The following is a 13,983-nucleotide window of genomic DNA, read 5'->3' as shown; positions in this document are numbered from 1 at the left end:
TCAGCATTCCCACTCGGAACGGCTGAATAGGTAGCCCTTGCCCCACACCGTCTTGATCTTGCGGGCCTCGCCGGCGTGATCGTCGAACTTGCGCCGCAGCTTGGAAATCGCCACGTCCACCGAGCGGTCGGTGCCGTTGAACTCGATGCCTCGCAAGCGCTGGAGGATCTGGTCGCGGCTCAGGACCTCACCGGCATGCCGGGCCAGTACCACCAGCAGGTTGTACTCGCCACTGGACAGCTCGACCAGCTGCTCGCGCCAGGTCACGGTGCGCTCCGACAGGTCGATGCACAAGTTGCCCATGAGGATCTGGTCGCTGGCGGTCTGCGGTTCACTGAGGCTGCTGCGGCGCAGCAACGTACGGACCCGAGCCAATAGCACTCGCGGTTCGCAAGGTTTTGTCACATAGTCGTCGGCGCCCATTTCCAGACCCAGGACCTGATCGTGGCTATCATCGCGGGCCGTCAGCATCAGGATCGGCAAGGTGGCCGAGTCGGCGCGCAGCAACCGGCAGACCTGCAGGCCGTCCAGGCCCGGCAGCATCAGGTCGAGGATCACCAGGTCCGGCGGCGTGGCCCTGGCCCGCTCCCGCACCTGGTCGCCACGGCTGATCACGCTGACCTGATAGCCATTGCGCTCCAGGTAACTGGCGATCAGTTCGGAGAGCGCGGTGTCGTCTTCGACGAGAAGGATGTTGGGCATGACATGGGGTCTTTATTGAAGAAATACAGAGCGCCGGCGTCCCTTATAAAGCACCGGGCACCACCAGCAAGTCGCCAAGGATATACAACACTGGCCATGGCGGCGCGCCCGCTTCACACTTTTTCACACAGCACCTACACAGCTTCACAGCGGGCCTTGACCCATGCCCTTAGCATGCCGAGGTCATTATTGGGGTATCAGCATGTCGAATAAACTCTTTGCGCCAGCCTGCCTGATTGTTCTGGCAGCGGCGCTGAGCGCCTGTGGCAACAACGAGGGCGAACAGGCACCACCGCCGGCCAAGGTGCGGATCGAGACGATCCAGAGCCAGGCATTGTCGATCACCAGCGAACTCAGCGGGCGCATCGCCGCACCGCGGATCGCCGAAGTCCGCGCCCGGGTTGCCGGGGTGGTGCTGCAGCGCACCTTCCGCGAGGGCTCCGACGTCAAGCAGGGCGACGTGCTGTTTCGCATCGACCCGGCGCCCTTCAAGGCCGATCTCGACAGCGCCCTGGCCAGCCTGCGCAAGGCCGAAGCCGTGGCCTTCCAGGCCCAGTTGCAAGAACAGCGCTACTCCAAGCTGATCGCCGAGCACGCCATCAGTGGCCAGGACTACGACAACGCCCGGGCCAATGCGCGCCAGAGCGCCGCGGACGTCGCCGCCAACCAGGCAGCCGTACAGCGGGCCCGGCTCAACCTCGGCTATGCCACGGTCACTGCACCGATCTCCGGGCGTGTCGGCCGCGCCCTGGTCACCGAAGGCGCCCTGGTAGGCCAGAACGAAAGCACGCCCCTGGCGCTGATCCAGCAGTTGGACCCGATCCACGCCGACCTGACCCAGTCGACCCGCGAACTCAACGAGCTGCGCCGAGCCTTGCGTGCCGGACAGTTGCAGCAGGTCGGCAAGGACCAGGCCAAGGCCACCCTGATCCAGGATGACGGCAGCCTCTACCCGTTGCCGGGCAAGCTGCTGTTCGCCGACATCAGCGTCGACCCCGGCACCGGGCAGATCATCCTGCGCAGCGAGTTCCCCAACCCGGACCTCGACCTGCTGCCCGGCAGCTTCGTGCGTGTGCGCCTGGAGCAGGCCGTCAACCAGCAAGGCATCAGCGTGCCGCAGCGGGCCATCCAGCGCGACAGCGCGGGGATCGCCCAGGTGCTGCTGGTGGATGCCCAGAACCAGGTGGTGCAACACCCGGTGCAACTGGGTGGTGTGCTCAAAGACCGCTGGATCGTCACCGAAGGCCTCAAGCCCGGCGACCGCATCGTCGTCGAAGGCCTGCAGCATGCCCGCCCGGGCGCGCCGGTCGAGATCGATGACAGCCCCCTTGCGTCCGTCCAGAACCCTGGCCAGTAGGTAGTACAACATGCCGCAATTCTTTATTGACCGCCCGGTATTCGCCTGGGTGGTCGCCTTCTTCATTCTGCTGGCGGGCGCCATGGCGATTCCCCAGCTGCCGGTGGCGCAGTACCCCACCGTGGCGCCGCCGCAGATCGAGATCTACGCCGCCTACCCTGGCGCATCGGCGCAGACCCTGGACGAGTCCGTGGTCAGCCTGATCGAGCAGGAGCTCAACGGTGCCGACCACCTGCTGTACTTCTCGTCCCAGAGCAGCCTGGGCAGTGCCACCATCACCGCGACCTTCCAGCCGGGCACCAACCCGGAACTGGCCCAGGTCGACGTGCAGAACCGCCTCAAGGCGGTGGAGCCACGCCTGCCCCAGGCGGTGACCCAGCAAGGCCTGCAGGTGGAGAAAGTGTCCGCCGGCTTCCTCTTGCTGATCACCCTGACCTCCAGTGACGGGCGCCTGAACGATGTTGCCCTCAGCGACTACCTGGCGCGCAACGTGATGAACGAGATCCGCCGCCTCGATGGCGTCGGCAAGGCCCAGTTGTACGGTGCCGAGCGGGCCATGCGGATCTGGCTCGACCCGCAGAAACTGATCGGTTTCAACCTGACCCCGGCCGACGTCAACGCCGCGGTGGCAGCGCAGAACGCCCAGGTTCCGGCCGGCAGCATCGGCGACCTGCCCAACCCCGCCAGCCAGGAAATCACCGCGACCATCCTGGTCAAGGGCCAGCTGTCCAGCCCTGAAGAGTTTGCCGATATCGTCCTGCGGGCCAACCCCGACGGTTCCACGGTACGCATCGGCGATGTGGCGCGGGTGGAAGTCGGCAGCCAGGAATACCAGTACGGCACCCGCCTCAACGGCAAGCCGTCCACCGCGGTGGGCGTGCAGTTGTCCCCCGGGGCCAACGCGCTGAATACCGCGACCCTGATCCGCGCCAAGATGGATGAGCTGTCGCGCTATTTCCCGGCCGGTGTGGAGTACAAGATCCCCTACGACACCTCGCCTTTCGTCAAGGTCTCGATCACCAAGGTGATCTACACCCTGGCCGAAGCCATGGTCCTGGTGTTCCTGGTGATGTTCCTGTTCCTGCAGAACATCCGCTACACCCTGATCCCCACCCTGGTGGTGCCGGTGGCCCTGATGGGCACCTTCGCCACCATGCTGGCCCTGGGGTTCTCGATCAACGTGCTGACCATGTTCGGCATGGTGCTGGCCATCGGCATCCTGGTGGACGATGCCATCGTGGTGGTGGAGAACGTCGAGCGGATCATGGCCACCGAAGGCCTGTCGCCCAAGGAAGCCACGCGCAAGGCCATGCAGCAGATCACCGGGGCGATCATCGGCATCACCCTGGTGCTGGTGGCGGTGTTCATCCCCATGGCCTTCATGCCCGGCTCGGTGGGGGTGATCTACCAGCAGTTCTCGCTGTCCATGGCCACCTCGATCCTGTTCTCGGCGTTCCTCGCCCTGACCCTGACCCCGGCCCTGTGCGCCACCCTGCTCAAGCCCATCGCGGCGGGCGAACACCATGAACGCACGGGGTTCTTCGGCTGGTTCAACCGGCGCTTCGAACGCCTCAGCGACAGCTACCAGGGCGGTGTGACCTATGCCCTCAAGCGCAGCGGCCGCTACCTGCTGATCTACGGTGTGCTGCTGGTGATCATGGCGCTGCTGTTCAGCCGCCTGCCCTCCTCCTTCCTGCCAGTGGAGGACCAGGGCTACACCATCACCGACATCCAGCTGCCGCCTGGCGCCAGCCAGAACCGCACGATCAAGGTGGTGGAGCAGATCGAAGCGCACAACGCCAGTGAACCGGGAGTCGGCGACAGCACCATCATTCTCGGCTTCAGCTTCTCGGGTAATGGGCAGAACGCCGCGCTGGCCTTCACCACGCTCAAGGACTGGTCGCAACGGGGCAGCAAGGATTCGGCAATGTCCATCGCCGACCGTGCCAACGCCGCCCTCAGCGCGATCAAGGATGCCGTGGTATACGCCGTGCTGCCGCCACCGATCGATGGCCTGGGCACCTCCAGCGGCTTCGAGTTCCGCCTGCAGGACCGTGGCGGCGTCGGCCACGCGGCCCTGATGCAGGCCCGGGACGAGTTGCTCAAGGCTACGGAAAAGAGCCCGATCCTGGCCAACGTCCGGGAAAGTGCCCTGGCCGAAGCGCCGCAGGTGCAACTGGAGGTCGACCGCAAGCAGGCCAACGCCCTGGGCGTGTCCTTTGCCGATATCGGCAGCCTGCTGTCCACTGCCCTGGGGTCGTCCTACATCAACGACTTCCCCAACCAGGGGCGGATGCAGCGAGTGGTGATCCAGGCCGAAGGTGACCAGCGCAGCCAGGTCGAAGACCTGCTGCGCCTGAACGTGCGCAACAGCGCCGGCAAGATGGTGCCGCTGTCGGCCTTCGTCCGCGCCAGCTGGAGCCTGGGCCCGGCGCAACTGACCCGCTACAACGGCTACCCGGCGATTGCCGTCTCCGGCGAGCCGGCCCCGGGCCACAGCACCGGCCAGGCGATGCAGGAAATCGAACGCCTGGTGGCCCAGTTGCCCACTGGGCTGGGCCTGGAATGGACCGGCCTGTCGCTGCAGGAGCGCCTCTCCGGCAGCCAGGCACCACTGTTGCTGGGCCTGTCGCTGCTGATCGTGTTCCTGTGCCTGGCGGCGCTCTACGAGAGCTGGTCGATTCCGACCTCGGTGCTGCTGGTGGTGCCGCTCGGGGTGCTGGGTGCGGTACTGGCGGTGACCTTGCGCGGCATGCCCAACGACGTGTTCTTCAAGGTGGGCCTGATCACCATCATCGGCCTGTCGGCGAAGAACGCGATCCTGATCATCGAGTTCGCCAAGAGCCTGTACGACGAGGGCCATGACCTGATCGACGCCACAGTGCAGGCCGCGCGCCTGCGCCTGCGGCCGATCATCATGACCTCCCTGGCGTTCATCCTCGGCGTGGTGCCCCTGGCCATCGCCACTGGCGCCAGCTCCGCGAGCCAGCAGGCGATCGGCACCGGGGTGATCGGCGGCATGATCACCGCGACCCTGGCGGTGATCTTCGTCCCGGTATTCTTCGTGGTGGTGATGAAGCTGGTGAAACGCGGTTCGCCCAAAGACTGACATCGCTGCATGGGGCCCCGGTTCCGGGGCCCCTTCTTTTCCTGCCCCCGCTTCTGGTCTCAGGCCGCCATGGCCGGGCATACCCGTGCCTGTGGGCAATCCAGGGCAAAAGGCCCGGGAAAGGCCGCAGCGGATTTGCCCGGTGGGTTGCCCGCCAGCAGCGCTGGAGCCTTGGCCGCCTGGCTGTGATGGGCGATCTGGTGATTGCATTCGATGGCCCGCGCCACTGCTCCGGCCGAACCCTGGCCCAACCCCAGCAGACTGGCACCATTGGTGAAGAACGCGAGGAAGGCGGTGATCATCAGCCGGCGCCCTTTCATCAGCGTCTCCCCGCTTCGGCATGCAGCGCCGGGCCCTGGCCGCTTGCCGCGGCGGAGTCGATCACCGCAGCACTCGGCAGGCCCGCGGCCAGGCTGGCCCAGAGCATCACAAGCAGATACAGCCCCAGCGCCAGGTAGGCGCCGTGCTTGGCGGAACTGAGAATCGAACGGGCCATGATGATCTCCTGAGGCGTTTTCGTGCCCAGAGGATCTATCAATCAAACGCCAGTAAAAAGACGTTTATATCCATAGCCATCATCAATTTTCTTGATGCTTGAAACGCCCGTCTCAGTCCTGCAACAGGCTGCTCAGACGCTCGCGGGAAGTCTCCGGCTCGCCTTCGACAGGCTGGGCAGAGGACAGGATGGGGGTGGAATAGAGCAACAGCAGAACCACGGTCAGACGCATCACCATGCTATCGATCCTTGCTCGGGAAAGAGTCAATAATTCAGCGTCAAATTTAAACACATGGCGATATGACACTACCAAGCAAAATTTGCCTGGTGTGTGCAATGCGTCGCAAACAGACAACGCAGCAACGACATGCCCCGGCGCAGGAACTGGCTGGGCAGGCGCAAGACTCAGGGGCCTCTTCGCCGGCAAGCCGGCTCCTACAGCCTGGCGACATCTCAGGCGGACCGTAGGAGCTGGCTTGCCAGCGAAGGCGGCGTCATGGGCGATACAAGACCAGGGGCCCTTTCACCGGCGGGCGCAATGCCGCCCGGCCGGCTTTTACCGGTTCATTGCTGGGCTTTGTGATCCAGGGCGGCGTAGAAGTTGGCGCTTTGCTGCAGGTACTTCTGGGTGTAGGTGTTGGTGCTGGACTTCTTCTGGCTGATTTCCACGTTGGCACTGGCGGGCAAGGCCACGCTGGCGGAAATGGCCGAGGCTGCGATCACGGAGAAGAGATTGAAGTTCATGCTGGTAACCCTCGTATTCAGTTGGCTTGCCTGCCCGTGTGGGCCGTGAAGCAAACTTACTCCCGAGGGTTGGAGGGAAAAAATTCTTTGCGGCAGTAGCCACTATCAGCGTCATTAATAGAAGGAGTCAGGCCCCGGCTCCCGGGGCCTGCGGTCTATTGACGCACCATGAACTTGATGTCGCTGGGTGAATCGAAGGGCAGTTTCTGCACGGTCTTGCCTAGAAAACCGGTCTTGGCATCACGTTCGATGACCACGATCTCATTGCTCTTCTGGTTGCCGATCAGCACATAGCGGTTGCTCGGGTCGAGGCTGAATTCCCGCGGGTGATCACCCTCCACGGAACGCCGCTGGATCTCCTTGAGCTGGCCGTTGGCCGGATCGATGGCAAACACCAGCAACTGATTGGCGGCGCCACGGTTACTGACATACAGGTACTGGCCGTCCTTGGAGGCGTGCAAGGCACCGGCGGCCTTTTTCTCCTTGCCGCCGTTCGCCGCCAGGTCAAGCAGTTGGCGCTGGGTCAGCTTGCCGTCCTGGTAGTCGAAGACCGCCACTTGGGCACTCATCTCCATGGTCAGGTAGGCATGCTTGCCATCGGCGCTGAACAGCAAGTGGCGCGGGCCGCTGCCCGGCGGCAGCTGGACGAAGGCCGGATCGGCCGGGCTCAACGGATGCTCCGGGTTGGCCTTGGGGTCATAGCGGTAGACGAAGATCTTGTCTGCCCCCAGGTCGTTGGCGAACAGGAACTTGCCGTCCGGGGACGGCACCGACGAATGCACGTGGGCCGACTGCTGGCGCTCGGGGTCGACCCGGCTGGCCGGGTGGCTGCTCAATTGCACCACTGGCGACAGGTGGCCATCGTCGCTGACCGGCACCACCGCCAGGCTGCCACCCGGGTCGACATCCACCGAGTAGTTGCTGACAAACAGGTAGTCGCCATCCGCACTGAGGCTGGAGTGGGTCGGCTCGTTGCCCTGGCTCTGGACCTGGTTGATCAGGTTCAGTTGATGGGTCTTGGGCGCCACGCTATAGCTGCTGACACGACCAATGGGATCAGCCTGGCCCGGGCTGTTCTCATTCACCGCGAACACGAACTTCTGGTCCTTGGACAAGGTCAGCCAGGACGGGTTGGAGCTCTTGACCACTTGCAGCGGCTTGGAGTCGATCTGCCCGGTGCGCTCATTGAAGCGCAGGCGATACAGGCCCTGGCTCTGCCCCTGGGTGTAGGACCCCACCAGCAGCTCCTGGGTTTCCGCCGGCGCGGCTTGCACCGCCATGGCACCGACACTGCCGGCCATCAGCAGCGGCCAGAAATTACGCATCTTCATGCTCTTGCTCCTCTTCGTCGCGGGCAGTGAACGCACTCATGCACACCAGGCGGTGCTCGCCGGTGTCGGCTACCAGGGTCCAGCTCTGCAGCGCCTGGTCGAAGGTCGCGGCCTGCACCTGGGCCAGGGTGAAGCTCCAGCGCTTGGCGGCGCGGCCGTCCATGCACTCGATCAGCAGGCGCTGGTCATCGAGGGTGAAATCGAAGGCGTGCAGACCGTCGATCTCCAGCATGTCGCAGGCTTCAAGGGCAGATAGCAAAGTGTCGTTGGCAGCGGTCATAGCGTTCAATCATTTGGTGGAAAGGCGCAATGATAGCTGATTCACCCACCTTGCCTGACAGTGGATCTTGCACCCAGTGCAACCACGGGGGCGACCTGCGACACCGACCTGCCCAAGGCACCTTCACCGCAAGGACCTCACCGACGAGAGCGGTGTATTGGACTGCCGCGATTCAGGGCTGCACTGTTCACCACGCAAGCGCTTCAGGCCGCGCGCTCGAGCTAGCGCAGGGCAACGGCAAAAAAAAGCCGCAACCCGGAGGTTGCGGCTTGGAGTCGATTATCTTCAGATCAATGGGCGAACAGCGAGTTGCCCTTCTGCCCTGCCAGCTTCTCGGGCTTGATCAGGAACCGCGCCAGGGCCGGCAGCAGCCACAGCGCCCCGAACATGTTCCACAGCAGCATGAAGGTCAGCATCAGGCCCATGTCGGCCTGGAACTTGATCGCCGAGAAGATCCAGGTGCACACGCCAATGGCCAGGCACAGGCCGGTGAACAACACCGCTTTGCCCGTGGAGCGCAGGGTCTGGTAGTAGGCTTCCTGCAGCGGCAGGCCGGCCCGCAGGAAACTCTCCAGGCGGCTGTAGATGTAGATCCCGTAGTCCACCCCGATCCCCACCCCCAGCGCCACCACCGGCAAGGTCGCGACCTTGACGCCGATGCCCATGAAGGCCATCAGGGCGTTGCCCAGCACCGAAGTCAGCACCAGCGGCAGGACGATGCACAAGGTCGCGGCCCACGAACGGAAGGTGATCATGCACATGCCGGCCACGCACAGGTAGACCAGGATCAGGATGGTCAGCTCGGACTCCTTGATCACCTCGTTGGTGGCGGCCTCGATCCCGGCGTTACCGGCGGCGAGGATGAACTCCAGGCCGTCCTTGTTGTGCTCGCTGGCAAACTCCTGCACCGCATGCACGGCACGGTCCAGGGTCGCCGCCTTGTGGTCGTTGAGGAACACCAGCACCGGCGCCAGGGAACAGTTGTTGTTGTACAGGCCGTCGGCCCGGGCAATGGAGTTGTTGAGCACGTCAGGGTTGCGCGACAGGGTTTCCCATTTCAGGTTGCCCTCGTTCATGCCCTTGATCATCTGCTTGGACACGGTCACCAGGGAGATCGCCGACTGCACGCCCTCGGTGTTCTGCATCTTCCACATCAGCTCGTCGATCGGCGCCATGGCTTCATAGCGCGAGCAGCCTTCGGCGGCGGTCTTGACCATCACCACCAGCACGTCGGAGCTGGTGGAGTAGTTGCTGATGATGAAGTTGTTGTCCTTGTTGTAACGCGAATCGGGACGCAGTTCCGGGGCGCCCTGGTCGAGGTCGCCGATCTTCAGGTTCTGGCTGTACCAGAGGCCGCCGGCAAAGGCCACCAGGGCCAGGGCGATGGAGATCGGCGCGACTTTCGGGCTGGCAAAGTTCGACAGCAGGCGCCAGAACGGATGCTCGCGGGAAGCGTCCTTCTTGCTGCGCTCTATAGCGCGCTTGCTGATGCCGACGTAGGAAATCGCCACCGGCAGCAGGATCAGGTTGGTGAACACGATCACCGCCACCCCGATGGAAGCACCGATGGCCAGTTCGCGAATCACTCCGATGTCGATGATCAACAGGGTGATGAAGCCCACGGCATCGGCGAGGATCGCGATCATCCCCGGCAGGAACAGCTGGCGGAAGGTGCGCCGCGCCGCCGTCAGGGCATTGTCGGCATCACTGGACTGCAGGGCGATGCCGTTGATCTTCTGCACCCCGTGGGAGATGCCGATGGCGAAGATCAGGAACGGCACCAGCATCGAATACGGGTCCAGGCCAAAGCCGAAGGCGTGCATCAGCCCCAACTGCCAGACCACCGCCACCAGGGTGGTGATCAGCACCGCGATGGTGCTGCGGATGCACCAGGTGAACCAGTACAGCAGCACCAGGGTGATGATGAAGGCCACGCCGAAGAACATCACCACCATGATCAGGCCATCGATCAGGTCGCCGACCTTCTTGGCAAAACCGACGATGTGGATCTTCACATTGGGGTTCTGCGCCTCGAACTTGTCGCGGATCTTCTCTTCCAGCTGGTGGGAGAATTTCTGGTAGTCCAGGGCCAGCAGCTTGCCCTGGTCCTCGGGGTCCGGGTAGGACTCCAGCAGCGGCACGTCAACGATGCTGGACTTGAAGTCGTTGGCCACCAGGCGCCCGACCTGGCCGGACTTGAGCACGTTGTTGCGCAGCAGTTCCAGGCTGTCGGCCGAGCCGTTGTAGCTTTGCGGAATGACCTCGCCACCGGCGAAACCTTCCTCGGTGACTTCGGTCCAGCGCACGCTGGGGCTCCACAGGGACTTGAGCCCGGAACGGTCGACCCCGGGGATGTAGAACACCTCGTCGTTGATCTGCCGCAGGGTCTCCATGTAGTCCTTGGAGAAGATGTCGCCGTCGCGGGCTTCCACCGAGATGCGCACGGTGTTGCCCAGGTTGGCCAGGTCGTTGCGGTGCTCCATCATCCGTTCGATGAACGGGTGCTTGAGCGGGATCATCTTCTCGAAACTGGTGGACGGCCGGATCAGGGTCGCCTGCCAGAACAGGAAGGCGCTGACCAGCAGGCAGATGAAGATCACTGCCGGGCGGTTGTTGAAAATCAGGCGCTCAAGAAAGTTCGCCTTGTCCTGGTGATGACTGCTCATGGAATTCCCCACCTTCTTATTATGTGCCCGGCCTACTTGCCAAGTTCAGCGCCGGTTGCCGCAGCGACCCGCACACCGCCCTGCCCGGCCAGGATCAGGTTGCCGTTGCCGGCTCCCGTCACCGCCGACAGCGAGATGCGGTCCGGACGGTTGAACACGCTGAAGGTCTGGCCATGGTCGCTGCTGTGGATCACGCTGCCGCCGTTGCCGACGATCACCAGCGAGCCGTCGTCGAGCAGCGTGGCGCCGGACAGGCCGAACTCCAGGGCGCCACGGGCCGCGTTGAGCTCCACCTGTTCCCAGGTGCCGCCAAAGTCCGTGGAGCGATAGAGGTTGCCGCGCAGGCCATAGACCAGCAGGGTTGCTGGCTGGCCGGTGGCGATCACGCCGAACAGCGAGCCTTCGTAGGGGCCTTCGAGGCGCTCCCAGGTCTGCCCGTCGTCGGCCGAGCGGAACATGCTGCCCTGCTCGCCGACGATGAACAGCCCGGAATCCTTGACTTGGGCGATGGCGTTGAGGTGGAACTGGTCTTCGTTGTCCAGGCGGTCGCTGACGTCTTCCCAGTGCTGGCCGCCGTCAGTGGTTTCCAGCAAAGCGCCGTAGGCACCCACCGCGTAGCCGGTGCGGGTGTCCTTGAACCACACATCGAGCAACGGTGCTTCACGCTTGAGGTCCTGGAACTGACGGCTCCAGGTTGCGCCGCCATCGCTGCTGGCCAGCACCTGGGCGTCGTGGCCGACGGCCCAGCCGTGCTGGTCATCGACGAAGAACACCGCGGTGAGCAATTGCCGGGTCGGCACCTTGGCCTGGGTCCAGTTGGCCCCCAGGTCGTCGGAATAGAGAATGTGCCCGCGATCGCCCACCGCCACCAGGCGCTTGCCGGCGTGGACCACATCGAGCATCAGGCTTTTCGCGGCCTTGGCCGATTCGATGGAGTAGACAGTATCCGCTGCATTGGCAGCGGCCAGGACCGGTGTCGATAACGTCACGACAGCCGACAGCGAGAGCGCTGTAGCCAGCAGTGCGAACGTGCGCAGTGCCGGCGGGCGGCCAACAACCACACCCATGACAGGCTCACTCATAGACCATTCCCCCATTATTATTGTCAGGTCATTTGACCTATCAGGGCGCCTTCAGGGGTTGCAGTGGCCGGATCGATCGCGACGATCGTTCTGAAACCTGCAATCTAGAGCCCCTTTGGCTGCGGGCTATCCTATCGGGCTTTCGAAAGGTCTGACAATCGACGCCACGTTATCTTTTGTTAATCACCCCGCCCCCGTCGTCGCCTTGAATGCGAGCGCATTCACTGGGCTGATGGGGCGTTGCAGCCCCCTGTCCGACAGCCGTGCGCAAAGGCCTCTGAAGCGGCTCAGCCTCGCCTCTCAGGGCAACGTCCCGTTCCGGGAACAAACACTGATCCAGGGCGGGGTTCCTCCCCCCCTGCCTTGGCTATCATGAGCGAGGCGGGTTGCAGGTCCGATGACGTTCAGGAGTGAGCCATGATTGCCATACGCGTGGCCTTCAAAGCCGGGCTGCTTGGGCGCCAGCACTGGGCCCGCAACCTGCTGGCCGGGGTGATTGTCGGGGTGGTCGCGCTGCCGCTGGCCATGGCTTTTGCCATCGCTTCCGGAGTCAAGCCGGAACAGGGGATCTACACCGCCATTGTCGGCGGCCTGCTGGTGTCGCTGTTCGGCGGCAGCCGTGTGCAGATCGCCGGGCCCACCGGGGCCTTTATCGTGATTCTCGCCGGGGTCACCGCCAAGTACGGGGTCGACGGCCTGCAACTGGCGACCCTGATGGCCGGGGTGATCCTGTTCCTGCTGGGCATCAGCCGCCTCGGGGCACTGATCAAGTTCATCCCCGACCCGGTGATCCTCGGCTTCACCGCCGGTATCGGAGTGATCATCTGGGTCAGCCAGTGGAAGGACTTCTTCGGCCTGCCGGCGGTGGGCGGCGAGTATTTTCACCAGAAACTCTGGCACCTGCTGCAGGCCCTGCCCGGGCTGCACCCGGCCACCACCCTGCTGGCCCTGCTGAGCCTGGGGCTGTTGCTGGTGGTGCCAAGGATTGCAATGCTCAAACGGCTGCCCGCGCCCTTGCTGGCCATGACCCTGGCCACGGCCCTGCAGTCACTGTTCCAGTTCGACGGCGTGGCCACCATCGGCAGTGCCTTCGGTGGCATTCCCCAGGGCCTGCCATCGTTGCAGTTGCCGGAGATCAGCCTGCCGCGGGTCCTGGACCTGATCGGCCCGGCGTTTGCCATCGCCCTGCTCGGGGCCATCGAATCCCTGTTGTCGGCGGTGGTCGCCGACGGCATGGCCGGCACCCGCCACGACTCCAACCAGGAACTGATCGGCCAGGGCCTCGCCAACCTGGCGACGCCCCTGCTGGGCGGTTTTGCCGCCACCGGCGCCATCGCCCGTACCGCCACCAATATCCGCAACGGTGGCAACAGCCCGCTGGCGGGCATCACCCATGCGCTGGTATTGGTGCTGATCGTGCTGTTCCTCGCGCCGCTGGCGGCGAATATCCCGTTGTGCGCCCTGGCGGCGATCCTGTTCGTGGTGGCCTACAACATGAGCGAGCTGCACCACTTCAAGCGCATGCTGCAACGGGCACCGCGGGCCGACGTGGCGATCCTGCTCTGCACCTTTGTCCTGACCGTGTTCAGTGACCTGGTGATCGCGGTGAATATCGGCGTGATCCTGGCCATGCTGCATTTCCTGCGGCGCATGGCTTCCTCGGTGGAAGTGCAACAGGTGGTGGAGCAGGATCTGCAGAGCGAACTGCACAGCAGCGGGCAATTGCACCTGCCGCCGGGGGTGCTGGTCTACACCATCGAAGGGCCGCTGTTCTTTGGTGCGGCAGAAACCTTCGAGCGGGCTCTGGCACAGACCCACAGCGATCCGCAGCTGCTGATCATCCGCCTCAGGCACGTGCCTTTCATGGACATCACCGGCTTGCAGACCTTCGAGGAAGTGATCGAGCAACTGCACAAGCGCGGGATCGCGGTGAAGCTGTGCGAAGCCAACCTCAGGGTGCACGCCAAGCTGGAGCGGGTGGGCATCCTGCACGCCATCGGCGCGCAGAACTATCACCGCGACTTGAGCGAAGCGCTACAGAGCAGAATCCCCGCTGCCTCCCCACCACCACCGTTCTTGTAGGAGCTGGCTTGCCAGCGAAGGCGATGCCGGGAGCGATACAAGGCTTGAGGGCCTCTTCGCCGGCAAGCCGGCTCCTACGGGGGGTATGCGATGGCCTTGGGTCACCGTAGGAGCTGGCTTGCCAGCGAAGGCGA

12 protein-coding genes are annotated in these 13,983 nt (G+C 64.0%); 3 read left to right on the top strand and 9 right to left on the bottom strand.

All coding sequences use genetic code 11. The features are described 5' to 3' along the window. Positions 1-702: a response regulator gene (locus tag ACZ5BO_RS16440; protein ID WP_025128355.1), complete on the bottom strand. Its 702-nt coding sequence runs from the start codon at positions 700-702 to the stop codon at positions 1-3. A gap of 202 nt (positions 703-904) precedes the next feature. On the opposite strand from ACZ5BO_RS16440, the gene ACZ5BO_RS16435 reads away from it, so the two are divergent. Further along, a complete protein-coding gene (locus tag ACZ5BO_RS16435; protein WP_025128354.1) occupies positions 905-2,059 on the top strand; it encodes an efflux RND transporter periplasmic adaptor subunit in 1,155 nt (384 codons plus the stop codon). 10 nt (positions 2,060-2,069) lie between these two features. Beyond that, the gene (locus tag ACZ5BO_RS16430; RefSeq protein ID WP_025128353.1) at positions 2,070-5,168 is read left to right on the top strand and encodes an efflux RND transporter permease subunit; all 3,099 of its coding nucleotides are present in this window, start codon (positions 2,070-2,072) and stop codon (positions 5,166-5,168) included. 59 nt (positions 5,169-5,227) lie between these two features. On the opposite strand, the gene ACZ5BO_RS16425 is transcribed toward ACZ5BO_RS16430, so the two are convergent. The 8 genes from ACZ5BO_RS16425 to ACZ5BO_RS16390 form a co-directional block, all read right to left on the bottom strand. Continuing rightward, positions 5,228-5,488, bottom strand: coding sequence for a hypothetical protein (locus ACZ5BO_RS16425; RefSeq protein ID WP_464701066.1), 261 nt, complete (start codon positions 5,486-5,488; stop codon positions 5,228-5,230). Further along, entirely contained in the window at positions 5,488-5,664 is a 177-nt protein-coding gene (locus ACZ5BO_RS16420) for a hypothetical protein (protein WP_177330258.1), read from the bottom strand. The genes ACZ5BO_RS16425 and ACZ5BO_RS16420 overlap by 1 nt, the downstream gene beginning before the upstream one ends. Positions 5,665-5,776: 112 nt before the next feature. Then, a complete protein-coding gene (locus ACZ5BO_RS16415; RefSeq protein ID WP_256244329.1) occupies positions 5,777-5,902 on the bottom strand; it encodes a hypothetical protein in 126 nt (41 codons plus the stop codon). A gap of 326 nt (positions 5,903-6,228) precedes the next feature. Continuing rightward, entirely contained in the window at positions 6,229-6,408 is a 180-nt protein-coding gene (locus ACZ5BO_RS16410) for a hypothetical protein (RefSeq protein ID WP_025128351.1), read from the bottom strand. Positions 6,409-6,563: 155 nt separating this feature from the next. Continuing rightward, positions 6,564-7,739 (bottom strand): lactonase family protein, encoded by a 1,176-nt coding sequence (locus ACZ5BO_RS16405; protein WP_464701063.1) that lies wholly within the window; start codon positions 7,737-7,739, stop codon positions 6,564-6,566. Then, the gene (locus ACZ5BO_RS16400) at positions 7,726-8,019 is read right to left on the bottom strand and encodes a DUF5629 family protein (RefSeq protein ID WP_025128349.1); all 294 of its coding nucleotides are present in this window, start codon (positions 8,017-8,019) and stop codon (positions 7,726-7,728) included. The genes ACZ5BO_RS16405 and ACZ5BO_RS16400 overlap by 14 nt, the downstream gene beginning before the upstream one ends. Positions 8,020-8,309: 290 nt before the next feature. Beyond that, the gene (locus ACZ5BO_RS16395; protein ID WP_025128348.1) at positions 8,310-10,685 is read right to left on the bottom strand and encodes an efflux RND transporter permease subunit; all 2,376 of its coding nucleotides are present in this window, start codon (positions 10,683-10,685) and stop codon (positions 8,310-8,312) included. A gap of 32 nt (positions 10,686-10,717) precedes the next feature. Then, positions 10,718-11,767 (bottom strand): WD40/YVTN/BNR-like repeat-containing protein, encoded by a 1,050-nt coding sequence (locus ACZ5BO_RS16390; protein ID WP_025128347.1) that lies wholly within the window; start codon positions 11,765-11,767, stop codon positions 10,718-10,720. A gap of 417 nt (positions 11,768-12,184) precedes the next feature. On the opposite strand from ACZ5BO_RS16390, the gene ACZ5BO_RS16385 reads away from it, so the two are divergent. Next, positions 12,185-13,849, top strand: coding sequence for a SulP family inorganic anion transporter (locus ACZ5BO_RS16385; protein ID WP_464701060.1), 1,665 nt, complete (start codon positions 12,185-12,187; stop codon positions 13,847-13,849). Positions 13,850-13,983 lie beyond the last annotated feature (134 nt).

It is taken from the genome of Pseudomonas sp. FFPRI_1, assembly GCF_055384485.1.
Note: the sequence above shows the minus strand (reverse complement) of the source record. Positions and strands in the feature narration are given on the sequence as shown.

Bases quoted from the DNA above. Each gene is read 5' to 3' on its own strand.
- ACZ5BO_RS16440 (WP_025128355.1), bottom strand. From the start codon at position 702: ATGCCCAACATCCTTCTCGTCGAAGACGACACCGCGCTCTCCGAACTG.
- ACZ5BO_RS16435 (WP_025128354.1), top strand. From the start codon at position 905: ATGTCGAATAAACTCTTTGCGCCAGCCTGCCTGATTGTTCTGGCAGCG.
- ACZ5BO_RS16430 (WP_025128353.1), top strand. From the start codon at position 2,070: ATGCCGCAATTCTTTATTGACCGCCCGGTATTCGCCTGGGTGGTCGCC.
- ACZ5BO_RS16425 (WP_464701066.1), bottom strand. From the start codon at position 5,488: ATGAAAGGGCGCCGGCTGATGATCACCGCCTTCCTCGCGTTCTTCACC.
- ACZ5BO_RS16420 (WP_177330258.1), bottom strand. From the start codon at position 5,664: ATGGCCCGTTCGATTCTCAGTTCCGCCAAGCACGGCGCCTACCTGGCG.
- ACZ5BO_RS16415 (WP_256244329.1), bottom strand. From the start codon at position 5,902: ATGGTGATGCGTCTGACCGTGGTTCTGCTGTTGCTCTATTCCACCCCC.
- ACZ5BO_RS16410 (WP_025128351.1), bottom strand. From the start codon at position 6,408: ATGAACTTCAATCTCTTCTCCGTGATCGCAGCCTCGGCCATTTCCGCC.
- ACZ5BO_RS16405 (WP_464701063.1), bottom strand. From the start codon at position 7,739: ATGAAGATGCGTAATTTCTGGCCGCTGCTGATGGCCGGCAGTGTCGGT.
- ACZ5BO_RS16400 (WP_025128349.1), bottom strand. From the start codon at position 8,019: ATGACCGCTGCCAACGACACTTTGCTATCTGCCCTTGAAGCCTGCGAC.
- ACZ5BO_RS16395 (WP_025128348.1), bottom strand. From the start codon at position 10,685: ATGAGCAGTCATCACCAGGACAAGGCGAACTTTCTTGAGCGCCTGATT.
- ACZ5BO_RS16390 (WP_025128347.1), bottom strand. From the start codon at position 11,767: ATGAGTGAGCCTGTCATGGGTGTGGTTGTTGGCCGCCCGCCGGCACTG.
- ACZ5BO_RS16385 (WP_464701060.1), top strand. From the start codon at position 12,185: ATGATTGCCATACGCGTGGCCTTCAAAGCCGGGCTGCTTGGGCGCCAG.